Annotated in this window: 10 protein-coding genes; 6 read left to right on the top strand and 4 right to left on the bottom strand. The window is 48.2% G+C overall.

Annotated features, from left to right (window positions below):
• Window position 1: 1 nt before the first annotated feature.
• The 3 genes from IEV46_RS07150 to IEV46_RS07140 are packed head-to-tail and all read right to left on the bottom strand — an operon-like array spanning window position 2 to window position 2,327.
• Window positions 2-769, bottom strand: coding sequence for an ABC transporter permease (locus tag IEV46_RS07150; RefSeq protein ID WP_188431425.1), 768 nt, complete (start codon window positions 767-769; stop codon window positions 2-4).
• 11 nt (window positions 770-780) lie between these two features.
• Window positions 781-1,608: a DUF2705 family protein gene (locus IEV46_RS07145; RefSeq protein ID WP_188431423.1), complete on the bottom strand. Its 828-nt coding sequence runs from the start codon at window positions 1,606-1,608 to the stop codon at window positions 781-783.
• Window positions 1,605-2,327 carry an ABC transporter ATP-binding protein gene (locus IEV46_RS07140; protein ID WP_188431421.1) on the bottom strand — a complete coding sequence of 241 codons (723 nt, stop codon included), beginning with the start codon at window positions 2,325-2,327 and terminating at the stop codon, window positions 1,605-1,607. Before IEV46_RS07140 ends, IEV46_RS07145 begins: the two co-directional genes overlap by 4 nt.
• A gap of 162 nt (window positions 2,328-2,489) precedes the next feature.
• Between IEV46_RS07140 and IEV46_RS07135 the strand changes: the two genes are divergently transcribed.
• From IEV46_RS07135 to IEV46_RS07115, 5 genes are all read left to right on the top strand, one after another.
• Window positions 2,490-3,104: a PH domain-containing protein gene (locus IEV46_RS07135; protein WP_188431419.1), complete on the top strand. Its 615-nt coding sequence runs from the start codon at window positions 2,490-2,492 to the stop codon at window positions 3,102-3,104.
• Between the two features lie 207 nt (window positions 3,105-3,311).
• Complete coding sequence (dapD, locus tag IEV46_RS07130; RefSeq protein WP_188431417.1) at window positions 3,312-4,022, top strand: 2,3,4,5-tetrahydropyridine-2,6-dicarboxylate N-acetyltransferase; 711 nt, start codon at window positions 3,312-3,314, stop codon at window positions 4,020-4,022.
• 68 nt (window positions 4,023-4,090) lie between these two features.
• Window positions 4,091-5,293 (top strand): aspartate aminotransferase family protein, encoded by a 1,203-nt coding sequence (locus IEV46_RS07125; protein ID WP_188431415.1) that lies wholly within the window; start codon window positions 4,091-4,093, stop codon window positions 5,291-5,293.
• A 17-nt stretch (window positions 5,294-5,310) separates the two neighbouring features.
• Window positions 5,311-6,444 carry an N-acetyldiaminopimelate deacetylase gene (locus tag IEV46_RS07120; RefSeq protein ID WP_188431413.1) on the top strand — a complete coding sequence of 378 codons (1,134 nt, stop codon included), beginning with the start codon at window positions 5,311-5,313 and terminating at the stop codon, window positions 6,442-6,444.
• Window positions 6,445-6,776: 332 nt separating this feature from the next.
• Window positions 6,777-7,418, top strand: a complete 642-nt coding sequence (locus IEV46_RS07115) for a lysoplasmalogenase (protein WP_188431411.1) — start codon at window positions 6,777-6,779, stop codon at window positions 7,416-7,418.
• Between the two features lie 236 nt (window positions 7,419-7,654).
• Here the strand turns inward: IEV46_RS07115 and IEV46_RS07110 are convergent, their stop codons facing one another.
• Window positions 7,655-8,272, bottom strand: a complete 618-nt coding sequence (locus IEV46_RS07110) for a GrpB family protein (RefSeq protein WP_373284570.1) — start codon at window positions 8,270-8,272, stop codon at window positions 7,655-7,657.
• Window positions 8,273-8,827: 555 nt separating this feature from the next.
• Here IEV46_RS07110 and IEV46_RS07105 point away from each other — a divergent pair.
• Complete coding sequence (locus IEV46_RS07105) at window positions 8,828-15,229, top strand: non-ribosomal peptide synthetase (protein ID WP_188431409.1); 6,402 nt, start codon at window positions 8,828-8,830, stop codon at window positions 15,227-15,229.
• The last annotated feature ends 5 nt before the right edge of the window (window positions 15,230-15,234 follow it).

Raw genomic sequence — 15,234 nt, 5'->3', positions numbered from 1 at the left:
TTTAACTTTTGAAATCCCGCCGGGTCCAAACCAGAAAACTGAAAGTCAAACTGATTATAACAAATCCGAGAGCCAACCCGATAAAATCCGTTTCCGGGCTTGGAGCCAACTGTTTAAAGATCGAATCCGAACCCCCCAGTAAAAATTCCATCCGGGGGGAAATATAGATACCACCGATCAAAAATGCGATCACGCCCCCGTAGGAGAAGACCGCATTGGGCATCCACAGACTGAACCACTGAGCCACCCCGCTCACTGTCATCAGGATCAACAGACCCAAGGAATAATATCGAAGAATATACCCCATCGCACCTAAAGGACCCAACACCTCCGTCTTGTAAAAAGTGGTGGTGTCCACTTCCGGCATCATCCACATCCCAAACAGGATTCCCGTCCACATTGTGACCGTCATCAACCCCGTCATCACCATCCCTTGCAACGCCCACTTCGCCATCAAAACCTTCCACCGGGAAAGGGGTCGGATCAACGCCATCCGCAACGCTCCGGAACGGGCCTCCCCGTTGAAGCTGTCCACCGCCAACAGCGGCACCAGGATGAACACCAGGAAAAAGGACAGCTCCCGGTACAGAAAGGGGGCTGTATTGAGTGAGTTGAGGGGAACGTCATGGGCCGGATCATAAAAGGAGATCCTGAACACAGACAAGAACCAACAGACCAGTAACAACAACCCCAGATAACCAAACAGCAGGACCTTGGTCTTTTTTCTCGCCCACATCCGTTGCCATTCACTTTGAATGATTCTTATCATCCTGATCCTCCTCAATGCCATTGATCCCGTCTTGAAAACCACAGATAAGCCGGAATGCCAAATATACTGGTGTACCCCGCCAGCACTCCCATCAGCCAGCCGGGCCACTGTGGCTGATCCGCCAGCAGGTTCACAATGCCTTCCCATTGGATCATGGGAAGGGACGAAAAATAGAGCAGAAAAAACTGATCATCACTGAACAGAGGGCGAAAATAGCCTGCCAGCTCGGGATAAAAAACAGAAAAAAGGAGAAAGGCCATCCCGGCTCCCAGCATGCCGGTCACCGTCCGGCACACACTTCCCGCCAGCAGCAAAAAACCCGCAAAGGCAACCAATGTAAGAAAGGAGAGCCCATAATACTGCAGGTTATATCCAAACCCTTCCCACATGTCCACCGGCTCCGCCCGGTAAAAGAGGGGATAAGTGTCCTCATGAGGCAGGATCCAATACCCGGCCAGGTAACTGAATCCGAAAAAAATCATCAGGAGCAGCACTACCGTTCCCAACAAAACCCCGACTTTGGACCACCAGATCAGGGAAAAGGTCTGAGCCCGCAGCAACACCAACCGCAACTGTCCCGACCGGATCTCTTCAGTCCAGAGGGTGGCAACCAAGGCCATCAGGATCAAGTTGAACAGAGTCAACAACATCTCCGCCATCGCCAACACCGGAAAATTTCCAACCACCGCGTATTGGGGAACTTCCGGAGAAACCTCCCGGTTGGCGCCTTCATAATAGAGTGCGGCGGCAAAAGCCGCCACGGGGAGGACTCCCACGATCGCCCAGAGAAGTTTTCGTTTCCACAGACGTTTCCATTCGGCCTGAAACAGACGGATCATCCGCTCACCAACTCCACAAAAGCTTCTTCCAAATCCCTGGACCCGGACAACTCCCCGGTCTCTCCCTGCCAGATCACAGCCCCATCCTTGAGCACCACCAGCCGCTTGCAAATTCGCTGAATCTCATCCAACAAATGGCTGGAAATCAAAAAGGTGATCCCTTCTTCCCGATTCAGCTTCAGGATCAACTCCCTCAATTGCCGCATTCCGATGGGATCTAGCCCGTTGGCCGGTTCATCCAGGAGGATCACCTCCGGATGACCCAACAGAGCCTGGGCGATCCCCAATCGTTGTTTCATGCCCAGGGAATAGGTACCCACCTTGTCATCAGCCCGCCCGACCAGATCTACCACCTTCAGCACTTCCTCCACACGGGATGATATTTTGTTCTTAGGAAGACCCGGGTCCAAAAGCGCCAGGTTGATCAGATTGTCCCGTCCGCTCATGTAGGGGAAAAAGACCGGATTCTCCACAATCGCCCCCATCTTCCGTAAGGCCCGACTCCGTTCCCGGTGCACCTCCACCCCCGCCACCCGGATACTGCCGGCGGTGGGGCGGATCAATCCTGTCATCACCCGGATCAAAGTAGTCTTGCCAGCTCCGTTGGGACCCAGCAATCCACAGATCTCCCCGGAATGAACCGCAAACCCGACCTCCCGCAACAAGGTGCGACCCTGGACTTTTTTGGTCAATCCCTTCACTTCCAACATGGTTTTCATGTCTCATCCCTCCTTCTTTCAAGGTAGCAACCATTTCTAAAGGGTTTATAAACAAATAAAAAACCGGCCACCTCCCAAAACCGGACCGGATCCGACACATTTTGTGATAATATTGTATCGACTCCCCAAAGGGAGAGAATCTTACAGAACAGGACTGATCTCATGTTTGGTAAAGTCGCATCGGATGTACTTGGATTGAGCGACATCGGCTCCGTGATCAAGCCCCAGGATTATGACAAAGTGGATGCAGACGACTATGTGATGCACGAATATCAGGAGAAAATTTTCTTCCTGATCAAGTCCAAAGCGGATGAATATTGCTTTACCAACAAAGCCCTCATCCACTTGGATGGAACCAGTGCCACCAGCAAAAAGCGCACCCTTCGTCGTTATGACTACTTCAAATATCCCATCTCCAATGTCACGTTGGAAACAGCCGGTACCGTCGACTTGGATGTGGAAATCAAATTCGTCATCGGTTCCCAGGCTTATTCCATCGACGTACACAAAAAACACTTGGAAGAGTTGAAGGACCTATACAAGTCCCTGCTCAAAATCGAGGAAATCACAAGGGACAATGAGGTGTTGATGAATTACGGAAAAGAGAGTCTGGAATTGGCATCCAAAACCTTAAGCAATATCCGCCACATCGACGGAACTCTGTCAGAACAATTCAAGGAACTGAACCAGAACGCTTTTTCCTGGCTGACGGACCTCAAAAAACAATACGAGATCAAAGATTTCAGCTTTGTCTTTGAACGCTTTATCAACAACTGATTCAAAACCACGGCCATCGGCACCCCAAGCTCCTGAGACTATTCAGGAGCTTGCTTGATGGATCCAAAAACGTTGTGAAAAAGTCCATCGTAAATCACTACGCTTCCAATGGAATCCTGACAGCTTCAGCGGTCGACCCGGTTGTGCTATACTCGGGTAAAGTGAACATCGAATCCCGCTCCGAAGACAGAAAGGGTGTTTTGAAAAATGGAAATGATGGATGCCAACCAGATTATTGAGTTTATCCGAACCAGCAAAAAGCAAACCCCGGTCAAGGTACATATCAAAGGGGATCTCGACGGGATTGATTTCGGGGAGAAGGTCCACTCCTTCATCTCGGGAGATGTGGGGGTCCTGTTCGGGGATTGGGAGGAGTTGAAGCCGATCCTGGAGGTTCACAAAGACCGGATTGAAGATCTGGTGGTGGAAAACGACCGTCGCAATTCCGCCATCCCCCTCCTGGACCTGAAACACATCCAGGCCCGGATCGAACCCGGTGCCATCATTCGGGACCAGGTGGAGATCGGAAAAAATGCGGTGATCATGATGGGCGCCTCCATCAATATCGGAGCCGTCATCGGGGAAGGTACCATGATCGACATGAATGTTGTCGTCGGGGGCCGGGGAACCATCGGCAACAACTGCCATATCGGCGCCGGAGCCGTCATCGCCGGTGTGATCGAACCCCCGTCGGCCCGACCGGTCATCATTGAGGATGATGTCGTGGTTGGAGCCAATGCCGTCATCCTAGAAGGGATCCGCGTCGGCAAAGGTTCCGTGGTGGCCGCCGGTGCCATCGTGGTGGAGGATGTACCTCCCAACAGCGTCGTGGCCGGCACCCCGGCCCGGGTGATCAAGAAAATCGATGAAAAAACCCGTGCCAAAACGGAAATCAAACAAGAGTTGCGCCAGCTTTAAAGACCGGGCCGTCCAAGGGCGGCCCTCCTTTTCATTTCCGGCGAACCGAAATACAGGGAGGGGCCACGATGACCGACTGGCTGGAACTGGACCGACAATACCTGATGCCCACTTACCATCGGTTACCCATCGCCATCGCCCAGGCGAAAGGCAATTATTTGTACGACACAGAAGGAAAGCCCTACCTCGACCTGTTCACGGGATTGGCTGTCAACATTCTCGGCCACTCCCACCCGACGGTGTTGAAAGCCCTTCACGGGCAGGGCGATCGATTCCTCCACATCTCCAACAAATTTCTCAATCCGCCTGCCATCCGGTTGGCGGAACGCCTTACCGCCCACAGCATCGAGGGCAAGGTCTTTTTTGTCAACTCCGGGGCGGAAGCGACGGAAGCGGCGGTAAAGCTGGTTCACAAATGGTCCGGGAAACACGGAGATGGAAAAAGCGGATTTGTGGTGATGAAAAAGAGCTTCCACGGGCGCACGCTGGGAGCGGTACGACTCACCCGGCAGCCGGGTGTTTATCAGGATTTTCCGCAACCGGATTTCCCCGTGCATGAGGTGGAGCCCAACCGGATCGAAGAGTTGCGGCAAGTCTGTGAGCGGGAAAGCCCGGCAGCCCTGCTCGCAGAGCCCATCCTCGGCTCCGGCGGAGTGCAGCCCCTGGATCTTCGCTATCTGCAAGAGATGGCCCGTCTCTGCCGGGAAAAGGGAATACTCCTGGTCATGGACGAGATTCAGACAGGAGTGGGGCGGACCGGAACATTGTTCGCATACCAGCAGGCGGGGCTAAAGCCGGATCTAATCCTCTTTGCCAAAGGGATGGGCGGCGGCCTTCCTCTGGGTGGGATCATCGCCGGACACAGACTGGAGGCGCTCTTCCGGCCGGGAGACCACGGCACCACCTTCGCTCCCTCCCCCTTGAGTGCCGCCCTGGGCAATGCTGTCCTCGATGTTCTGCTGGATCAGGGGCAATTGGAGCAAGGCAGAAAAAACGCCCAATACCTCTGGAAACAACTGAAGGAACTCCGGGGTCGTTTTCCGGCGGTGATCGGAGACATCCGCGGCAGGGGGATGATGATCGGGGTCGACACCACGCTCACTCCGGAACAAACAGCACGGTTGCAGCTGAACCTGACAGCTGACGGCGTGTTGATCGATATCACCCAGCAGACCGTCATCCGCCTCCTGCCGCCCCTGACACTCACACCGGAGGAGACCGATGGATTTATCCAAAAGTTGCAATCCAGACTGCAACAGATCTTGGTTTAAAGGAGGGAAGCGAGTCCATGGGCAACAATCTGCACCCTTTTGTGGAGATCCGCCGCCGGCTTCACCGCATTCCCGAACTGGGATTTGCCGAATTTAAAACGCAGAAATTCATTTTGGAGTTTCTCTCCCGTTATCCCCCAAAGCGGCTGGAAGTGAAAACCTGGCGCACCGGGGTGCTGGCCAAGGTGAAGGGGATCCGTCCCCGCCGCACCCTCGCTTGGCGCACCGACATCGACGGCCTTCCCATCGGGGAGGAGACCGGATTGGAGTTCGCCTCGGAGCACCCCGGCCGCATGCACGCCTGCGGACATGATTTTCACATGGCCATCGCCCTCGGGATCCTGCATCACTTTGTGGAACACCCGATCAGGGATGATCTTTTGTTTCTGTTCCAACCTGCGGAAGAGGGCCCCGGAGGCGCCCTCCCCATGCTCCGGAGTGAAGAATTTCAGTCCTGGAAACCGGATCAGATCTTCGGGCTTCATATCGGACCCGAGTACCCGGTGGGAACCATCGCCACCCGGCCGGGGATCTTGTTCGCCAATACTTCGGAACTATATATCGACCTGATCGGAGTGAGCGGCCATGCCTCCCTGCCCCATCGCTCCAATGACATGGTGATCGCCGCCTCCCAGCTGGCGATGCAAATGCAGACGATCATCTCCCGCAACATCGACCCGTTGGACGCCGCCATCCTCACCCTGGGCAAGGTGAGCATCGGCACCAAACAAAATATCATCCCCGGCCAAGCCCGACTGGAGGGCACAATCCGCACCTTAACCATGGATTCCATGGAACAGATCAAAAACCGTATTCGGGCGCTGGTCCGGGGGATTGAGACCGGTTTTGCCTGTGAATCCCGCATTGACTGGGGATCCAACTACTGCCAGGTGGAAAATGAGGAGACCCTGACCCGGCAATTCATGGACTGGGCCGGCGAAGAAGGTGGCGTTCACGTGGTGGAATGCCGGGAGGCGATGGCCGGAGAAGACTTCGGCTACTTTCTGCGGGAGATTCCCGGCATGATGTTCTGGTTGGGGGTCGACAGCCCCCACGGCCTGCATCATCCTTCCCTTCTCCCCAATGAAGAGGCCATTCCAACAGCGATTGATCTGATGACGAGATATCTCACCTGGAAAGCGGACAGTTAAAAGAAAAAGAGACGGTGCGTTGCCGTCTCTTTATTCGTCTGCCCGGTATGGACAAAACATTTATTGGCTGTTACAAATCCTCAGGTTCCAGCCATTCCAGGGAGACCACGGAATGAATCAGTGTGCCGGCGCATCCCATAGGCGCCCAGTCTCTCTGGATTCCTTGGCTCCCGGCTTGACACAGCACACGTCCCTCTCCCACCGCCCATAATCTGAGTAAGCGAAAAGCCGACTCCATCCATTTATCAATAATATTCCCATTCTTAAAAGAAAAGGATATCTCATCAGTGGATCGAATACAGGTTAGCAAGAGGACGAAGGAGGTCATCGGCGTGATTCTGTTTCTTTCCATCGCAACCCTCGTCTCCGGCCTCGCCTATCTCTGGTTGGCCTTGTACAAAGACCGGCAACTGTGGAAATTTCTTTTGAAGCCGGGAACGATGATCTGGATCATCCTGCTCGCCGCCGTCGGGTTGGCGAAGGAACCCGGAAGCTACGGTTGGCTGATTTTGATCGGCCTTCTGTTTTCCCTTGTCGGGGATGTTTTCCTCATGTTGCCGTCCAATCGGTTCATCCAGGGACTCTCCTCTTTTTTTCTCGCTCATCTCTGCTATGTCACCGCTTTCTTCCTCGGGATGAAAGACGGCTCCGGATGGGTTGGGTTCACCTTGGTGCTGATTTTGTTCGGTGCGGTTTATATCTACTTTCTACGACCCGGGGTCAAGGAAGAAGGCGGGGGGAGATTGCAGTTTGCTGTCCTCTCCTATGTGCTGGTGATCTCCCTGATGGTTTGGACGGCCTGGTTCACCGGTTCCTCCCTCCTCCTGATCGGAGCTCTGCTCTTCTATCTCTCGGACGCCATTCTCGGCTGGAATCGGTTTGTCCATCCTTTCCCCCGGGGAGACCTCGGGGTGATGAGCACCTATTTCACCGCCCAGTATCTGTTGGCCCTGAGTGTGGGGGCAGGCATTTGATCTCACCCACAAATTACAACTTTTATCAACCCTTTAACCTGTATGGAGACGATGGAAAAATTGGTTTGCGCTTTTGGCCAGGCGGGTATAAACCCGTCTGGCTTCAATTTACCGCTTAATGATCCGCGAATCCCCGGCCCTAACACTCCCCTCGATCCAGTTACAATCTCCGGTTCTCAAAAGCATGCTTCTGTTCCCCCTTCATCGCCACATGAGGGTTGCGAGGGTCTGGGCGCTTAAGTTCCGGTGATGTCGGGCGTGCCGTCGGCTGCGTTCGCCCGATCCATGATCTCCTGGATAATCGAGGTTTTGGCCTCCGCATAGTGCTGCACGTGCCGCCACACACGCTGAGCCAGCTCGCGCTTGACCCGCGCATATTTATCCCGATCGGTATCATGGGCCCGTAGCCAATCACGGAAGCGTATCATTCGTTCAATCTCAGATGTGCCTGCGCTAAACACGTGTAGGTTGATTTCGATATCGGATCCCTTGAACAGACGGTGCTCGAACCACTCAGGCTCCCGGATCCATAGCGTGTAACCTGCTGTCTCCAAGGCCGGGATATAGGACGTTTCGTTGGCGGAGTCCGCCACGACCAGCAGCATGTCGATGATTGGCTTGGCACACAGCCCTGGTACCGAGGTCGAACCGACATGCTCTACCCGCAATGCCTTGTTGCCGAGTGCAGAGCGAATCCGATTCGCCTCCCGATCGAAAAGTTCAGGCCAGCGTGGGTCGTACTCGACGAGAGTGATTGGCGCGTTGTGCGGCTTCCGCTCCCCCAACGTAATCTTCTGAAGATCTTCGTCACTAATAGGCGTGGAGTTGGAACCCTTCTGTTGCATCGAAGTCATCTGAATTCCCCCTTGATTTAGGGTATACCAATAAACCAGAATTTCTGTCTATAGTCAAATACCGCCGTTCGATATCCATTTTTACCTATATGGAATTTTGCACTAATTTAATAGTTGAAATAGAGTGATTTTTATAATACTATCTCTGTTGCTTAGAGATAAAAATAACAACCACTTAACTGACTTCTTCAAACCTTTTTCGGAATTTATACCAACTGATAATTGAGGAGTATTGGACTCATGTCGGTGCCGGCGAGCATGACACTGAATTCGAGGGGAATGAGGATTCGCGTCATAAGTAAAATAGGGAGTAATGCCGTATTTTAAACAAAAATCGGCTTGGCGGATAACGAAAAGTTGAGTGGTTCTTCTTCATTTTGACAATAGCAATTAGAAAGACGACTACCATCTATGTTGGGCGTGTCTGATATGCCTGGGGCAAGGCTCCGGGTCGGTATGGCTAGCTTCGTATCAACGGAAGTCAACCAGCCATGCCCCCTCCCCCTTCTCAATTGAAAACGAATGACTGTGCCAAAAAAAATTGGAGTGATGATCATGATAAATAATTTTCAGGAAAGGGAAAATCCAGATCAAACCATTATCCATCTGTTTGAGGAGCAAATAAAAAAGACACCTGAAGCAATTGCATTAACGTTTCAAGGGACGAAAATGACATATCGAGAACTAGACGAGAAAACTAACCGACTGGCTCGCTATTTACGTGCAAAAGGAATTTCTTCTGAATCACTGGTGGCAGTCCTTACGAAGCGCTCGCCGAACTTTATCATCGGAATCTTAGGAGTACTAAAAGCGGGCGGAGCATATGTGCCAATTGATATCGAGTATCCAGAAGAACGGATTCGCTTTATTTTTGAGGATACAAAGATCTCTTATGTTTTAACCGAACTTGAACTAACAAATAACATTCCGATTGAACAGCAGAGAATAATTTGTCTTGACCGGGAACAGGATGCGATCAGCAGTATGGATTCGGATCCTCTCAGCATTCTACCACTACCACAACATTTGGCTTATATCATCTATACATCCGGTTCAACAGGCCAACCGAAAGGAGTGATGATTGAGCACCGCTCAGTAGTGAATCACCAGAATGCCGTATCAGAAATATTCGATTTAACACCACATGATCGTGTATTGCAGTTTGCTTCCGTTAGTTTTGATGCGTCCGTAGAAGAAATCTTCCCAACTTTGTTAAGTGGGGCTACGCTTGTATTAGAAACAAAAGATGAGCTCCTATCTAATTTTGTAGATGTTATAGAAAGAGAAAAGATTACGGTTCTAAACTTACCTACTGCTTTTTGGCATGTATGGGTATATGAAATGTCTGTTTCAACACAATCTCCACCGGCTTCGGTTCGCTTGGTTATTATTGGGGGTGAAAAGGCTTCGGAAGAGCGGGTGAAGCGTTGGGAAAAAATCAATTCGTCTATAACATTGATCAATACGTATGGACCTACGGAAACAACGGTCACAGCTACGACATACACGAAAGGGACTTCCAGCGGGGAACAAGAAAAGGACAGTAAACTTCCCATTGGAAAACCGATACATAACACAAAGGCATATATTTTGGATGCACAATTGAAACCAGTCCCCACTGGTGTAATAGGGGAGCTGTATATCGGTGGTGAAGGTGTAGCAAGGGGATATTTAAACCGAGAAGATTTGACAAGAGAGAGTTTTTTAGACGATCCGTTTCAAAAGCGAGGACGTATGTACCGGACAGGAGATATGGCTCGATTTTTAGCGGACGGGAACATTGAGTATATCGGTCGAATCGATGACCAAGTGAAAGTCCGTGGTTTCCGGATTGAACTGGGAGAAGTAGAGTCTGTTCTTAAGCAACATCCTGATGTGAAAGATGCTGTTTTGCTAGCTAAAAAAGACTTGAGCCAATCTCACTATTTGAACGCATATATCGTATTAAAAAATAAGCATACTGTTGCTGAAGAATTGAAAAAATACCTAAAAACCAAACTTCCTTCTTATATGGTACCGTCCACTTTTATATTTATTCCTGAGCTTCCTCTCACTCCGAGTGGAAAAGTTGATCGAAAGCAGTTAATAGGGATGGATACAGAGAAGAAGGGTCGTAAAGGTGAGGATCATGCTCCAAGAAATGAAATAGAGAGAGCCATTATAGAAATATGGGAAGAAGTGCTGCAAAAGAAGAACATCAGCATTCATGATCATTTCTTGGATTTGGGTGGCCACTCGTTGTTGGTTATACAAGTGATTTCACGAATTAGGGATAGATTTGATATCGATCTACCGATACGGACTCTTATTGAACTGCCAACCGTTGCTTTATTGGCGGAACAAGTGCAAAAAACAGCAAGAAAAAATCCCCAAACGAAAATTGCAATGTATCCGATAAATGATGATGACTCGGATATTCCATTGTCCTGTCCCCAGGAGGGCGTGTGGTTCACTCATCATCTCGACCCTGATAATTTGGCTTATCATTTTCAGGCACGTATCGCTTTCTCAGGTAACTTGAACGTTCCAGCTCTAGAGAAAGCTCTAAATCTGATTATTCAACGTCATGAAATTTTTCGCACCACATTTCATGAAAGAAACGGAAAACCCTATCAAAAAGTTCATCAATCCATGAGTTATAATCTGAAAGTGATTGATTTAAGTACGTTATCCAACAGGGAGCAAGCGTCGGAAATCGATCGATATGTGAAAAATGAAATATCCCGTTCATTCGACATATCAAAACTCCCTCTAGTAAGGTGGTCACTATTAAAACTGTCTAATGACCAACATGTGCTACTGCATGTGGAACATCATTTGCTCCATGATGGATGGTCTTTTCACCAGTTTTTACGAGAGCTATACACCAGCTATCAAGCACTTCATAACGGAAACCAGCCAACACTGCCACATTTGCCCCTACAGTTTGCTGATTATACAAGATGGCAACAAAGATGGATCAACAGCGATCAAGCTAAGAAGCAACTGGATTATTGGCAACGAAAAATAGGTGACCGTCCACCTGTGTTGGAACTTCCCTCCGATTTTGCGCGTCAAAAGCAACAAAGTTTTCGCGGATCACAAATTAGAATGGAACTGCCGCTCAACTTGTGTAAATCTTTGCGAAAGCTAAGCACAGAGTTGAAAACGACTTTATTTATGACAACCTTGGCTGTATTTAAAACTTTAATGTACCGATATACAGGCAAAGAAGATATATTGATTGGTTCCGCATTTGCAAACAGAAGCCTGCGAGAATCAGAAAATCTGATCGGCATGCTAGTTAATGTGGTGCCATTGCGAACGGATCTTTCTGGTGAGATTAGTTTCAAAGAATTGTTAAATCGGGTATCAGATGTTGTAATGGAAGCGTATGATTATCAACAATACCCATTAAATAAATTGGTGGAAAGCTTGCGAGTTCAAAGGGATCTCAGTTTTAATCCACTCTTTCAAGTGGCATTCAGCTTTCACGACTCTCCCCTCCCTGAACTAGACATGCCGGAATTAAGCGCTGATGTATGGACGGGATTACACAATGGCTCTGCCAAATTTGATTTAAATATCGTTGTAACGCCTCGGTATGAAGGAAAGAGGAAGGAGGCAGAATGGGGAATCACCGTTGATTGGGAATACAACTCGGATCTTTACAATAGATCGACTATTGAGAGAATGGTCGGTCATTATCAATATTTACTTGAGCAAATCGTTAAGGATCCAGATCAAAAAATCTCAAAACTAGATATATTAACAAGGAAAGAACAACAACAAGTAGTCGTGGATTGGAATCAAACCAAAACCGATTATCCCCATCATTTGACACTAGTCGATTTATTTGAAGCACAAGTAGAGCAAACCCCGGAGAAAACGGCAGTCTTCGTTGAGGAGAAGGGAATCACGTATCAAGAGCTGAACAGAAAGGCAAACCAACTGGCGCATTTGCTGCGAAGAAAAGGTGTTCATCGCGAAAGCTTAGTTGGAATTTCTGTAAAGCGTTCACTCGATATGGTGACGGGAATTTTAGCCATCTTAAAAGCAGGTGGTGGTTATGTACCGATCGACTCTTCCCTTCCCTCTAAAAGAGTGGAATATATCATGGAAGATTCAGGTATTTCCCTGTGGCTTCTTCACAACCACATGGAAATTCCTCACTCATATTCCGGTGAGACACTATACTTCGAACAATTGGATCTAACCTCTGAAGCTGTATTCAATCCGAAAAAAGTTGGTCAAGTAAATGACCTGGCTTATGTCATCTATACCTCAGGTTCAACCGGAAAACCCAAAGGAGTGGCAATCGAACATCGATCGGTTGTGAATTATCTCTACTGGTTCAAAAAAGCGCTGATGAAGGGCGAGCCGTTAAACATGCCTGTTATCACCTCATTATCATTTGATGCAACAGTGACTGCCGTGTTTGCCCCTTTGGTTTCCGGTAGCGCAGTTGTATTGTATGAGGAAGAGCATGCTGAAGAATTAATGTTGAAAGCGGTGGAAGATAGTCGAGTAGGAATATTGAAAACAACTCCTTCCCATTTGAAAATGATCCAGCACAATCCTATCAAAATCTCATCGAAGAAACGGATTATATTGGGGGGAGAAGAGTTAGAAGTTTCCTTTGCCCGAAAAATTTTGAATCAATTTGATCATAAGGTCGAATTATATAACGCTTATGGCCCCACAGAAGCGACAGTGATATGTACTGCGTATCCGTTTGATCCGAACCAGCATACAGGCCGTTCTGTTCCCATCGGTCGATCCGGTGATAATCAGCAGCTTTACATCTTGGATAAGGAGATGAAGCCTGTCCCGGTGGGGGTTCCAGGAGAACTTTACATTGGTGGAAAAGGAGTGGCCAGGGGATATTTGAATCGGCCTGAATTAACCCGGAAGCGATTTGTGCCGAATCCATTTGATGAAGGAGAAAAACTATATAAAACAGGGGACCTTGCACGGTGGCTTTCGAATGGAACGATTGAATACATCGGTCGGATCGATCAACAAGTAAAGATTCGAGGGTATAGGATAGAGTTGGAAGAGGTTAAAATTGCTCTGGAAACCTATCCTGGAGTCAAAGATGCCGTGGTTTTTGTGAAAAATAGTGATAATGGGAGTTCACTAGTTGCTGCCATCGTGCCGAGTGATTCCGATGTGATAGAAAAAGAGTTGAAAAGGCATTTGTCTAGCCTTCTCCCTGCCTATATGATTCCGTCCCGAGTGATAAAGTTACCCTCGCTGCCAATAAACGCGAGTGGAAAGCTGGATCTGAGAGCACTAAACGAATTAACGATTACAAATGTGAACCATGAAAGTCTGAGTGAGAAGCCAAGAGATGATATCGAGTCCAGACTGGTTGCTATATTTGCAGAGGTTCTTGATTTAGATCAGGTAGGAATTGGAGAAAACTTCTTTGAATTAGGCGGACATTCCCTAGCGGCTGTTCAAGTGCTTTATCGATTGAAAAATGAATGGGGAATTCAGTTACCGATTCGCGTTTTATTTGAATCTCCCACTGTGAGTGAGTTGGGAGAAAAAATAAGGAAATATAAAGGGGAAGAATTCATAAAGAGCAAAACTATTCACCCGGTGCAACTTCCCGATGGTTATTATCCGTTGTCGTATACCCAAGAAAGAATGTGGTTCTTGTCCGAGCTTCATTTAGAATCATCGCTGTATAATATCTCAACTATTCTTGAGTTGCAGGGGAAATTGAACCTCTCTGCCATGAAGCGAAGTTTGGAAACCATTGTCAAGCGCCATGAATCCCTCCGAACGAGGTTTACGAACAAGGATGGGGTTCCAAAACAATTTGTTCTACCATTGGAAAACCTCGATTGTGGATACAATGATTTATCCAGTTTGGAAAATGACAGGGAAGCAATTGCCTTAGAGCATTGCAAACGAGAACTGAAGGTGCCTTTTGATCTCAGAAAAGAGCTGCCGATTCGTTTCGAAATCATAAAGTTGAATGAAACGAGACATTGGTTGTTGATCGTCGTACACCATATTGTGTTTGATGGTTGGTCTATGGATATTTTTTTACAAGAGTTCTCAACCCTTTATCGTGCGTATACCAAAAACGTTATACCTGAGCTGGAAGATAGCCCAATTCAATATAAGGATTATGCCTATTGGCAAAGGCAAACCTGGGATCAATCAGCACTCCTCAGTCAACTTAATTACTGGAAAGAGAAACTCTCCAATTTTCCGCAAGGATCTGTTTTGACTTTGGATTTTGAAAGACCCTCCGTACCGAGTTTCAATGGATCAGAAGTATCTGTATGGTATCCTCCCGAGCTGGTGGAGTCGTTGAAAAAACTTAGTGTACAAGAGGGAACAAGCCTATATATGACATTTTTGTCACTATTTAAGGCTTTGCTCTACATCCATAGTGGACAAGAGGACTTAGTGGTAGGTACTCCACTGACAAACCGAAATCAAAGCGAAGTAGAACACGTAATTGGTTGCTTTGTAAATACAACGGTCTTAAGAACGGAAGTCACAGATAATCCGACATACCGAAAATTTCTACAGCAAATACGCGAAAACACTCTGGAAGCTCTTCGGAACCAGGATTTACCTTTTGATATGTTGGTTAGGGAGCTTTTTCCCGAGAGGAATTTAAACCAGTCTCCTTTGTTTCAAGTTATGTTTGCATACGAAAGTGATTCCCACGGCAAATTAAAACTACCTGAAATTGAGGCTGATTTTGTTGATTTGGACCGCGGAAAATCAAAATTTGATCTCACTATGTATGTAACGGAAATAAAAAATGATATCAAGGTTTCATTTGAATACAGCACTGATGTATTCAAGCATGAAACGATTCAAGAATTGCTGCAGGATCTTGTATCTATTACAGAGCAAGTATTGGAAAACCCTGACCTTCGTCTATCCGAGTTACTGCTGAATGACTTGAGTAAATTGTCAGCTTCCGAACTAGATAGACTCTTCTGATTGAA

It is taken from the genome of Kroppenstedtia guangzhouensis (assembly GCF_014637345.1).
GTDB lineage: Bacteria > Bacillota > Bacilli > Thermoactinomycetales > DSM-45169 > Kroppenstedtia > Kroppenstedtia guangzhouensis.
Note: the sequence above shows the minus strand (reverse complement) of the source record. Positions and strands in the feature narration are given on the sequence as shown.

What these genes read in the sequence shown, in the direction of transcription:
- IEV46_RS07150 (WP_188431425.1), bottom strand. Translation starts at nt 769, where the DNA reads ATGATAAGAATCATTCAAAGTGAATGGCAACGGATGTGGGCGAGAAAA.
- IEV46_RS07145 (WP_188431423.1), bottom strand. Translation starts at nt 1,608, where the DNA reads ATGATCCGTCTGTTTCAGGCCGAATGGAAACGTCTGTGGAAACGAAAA.
- IEV46_RS07140 (WP_188431421.1), bottom strand. Translation starts at nt 2,327, where the DNA reads ATGAAAACCATGTTGGAAGTGAAGGGATTGACCAAAAAAGTCCAGGGT.
- IEV46_RS07135 (WP_188431419.1), top strand. Translation starts at nt 2,490, where the DNA reads ATGTTTGGTAAAGTCGCATCGGATGTACTTGGATTGAGCGACATCGGC.
- dapD (WP_188431417.1), top strand. Translation starts at nt 3,312, where the DNA reads ATGGAAATGATGGATGCCAACCAGATTATTGAGTTTATCCGAACCAGC.
- IEV46_RS07125 (WP_188431415.1), top strand. Translation starts at nt 4,091, where the DNA reads ATGACCGACTGGCTGGAACTGGACCGACAATACCTGATGCCCACTTAC.
- IEV46_RS07120 (WP_188431413.1), top strand. Translation starts at nt 5,311, where the DNA reads ATGGGCAACAATCTGCACCCTTTTGTGGAGATCCGCCGCCGGCTTCAC.
- IEV46_RS07110 (WP_373284570.1), bottom strand. Translation starts at nt 8,272, where the DNA reads ATGACTTCGATGCAACAGAAGGGTTCCAACTCCACGCCTATTAGTGAC.
- IEV46_RS07105 (WP_188431409.1), top strand. Translation starts at nt 8,828, where the DNA reads ATGATAAATAATTTTCAGGAAAGGGAAAATCCAGATCAAACCATTATC.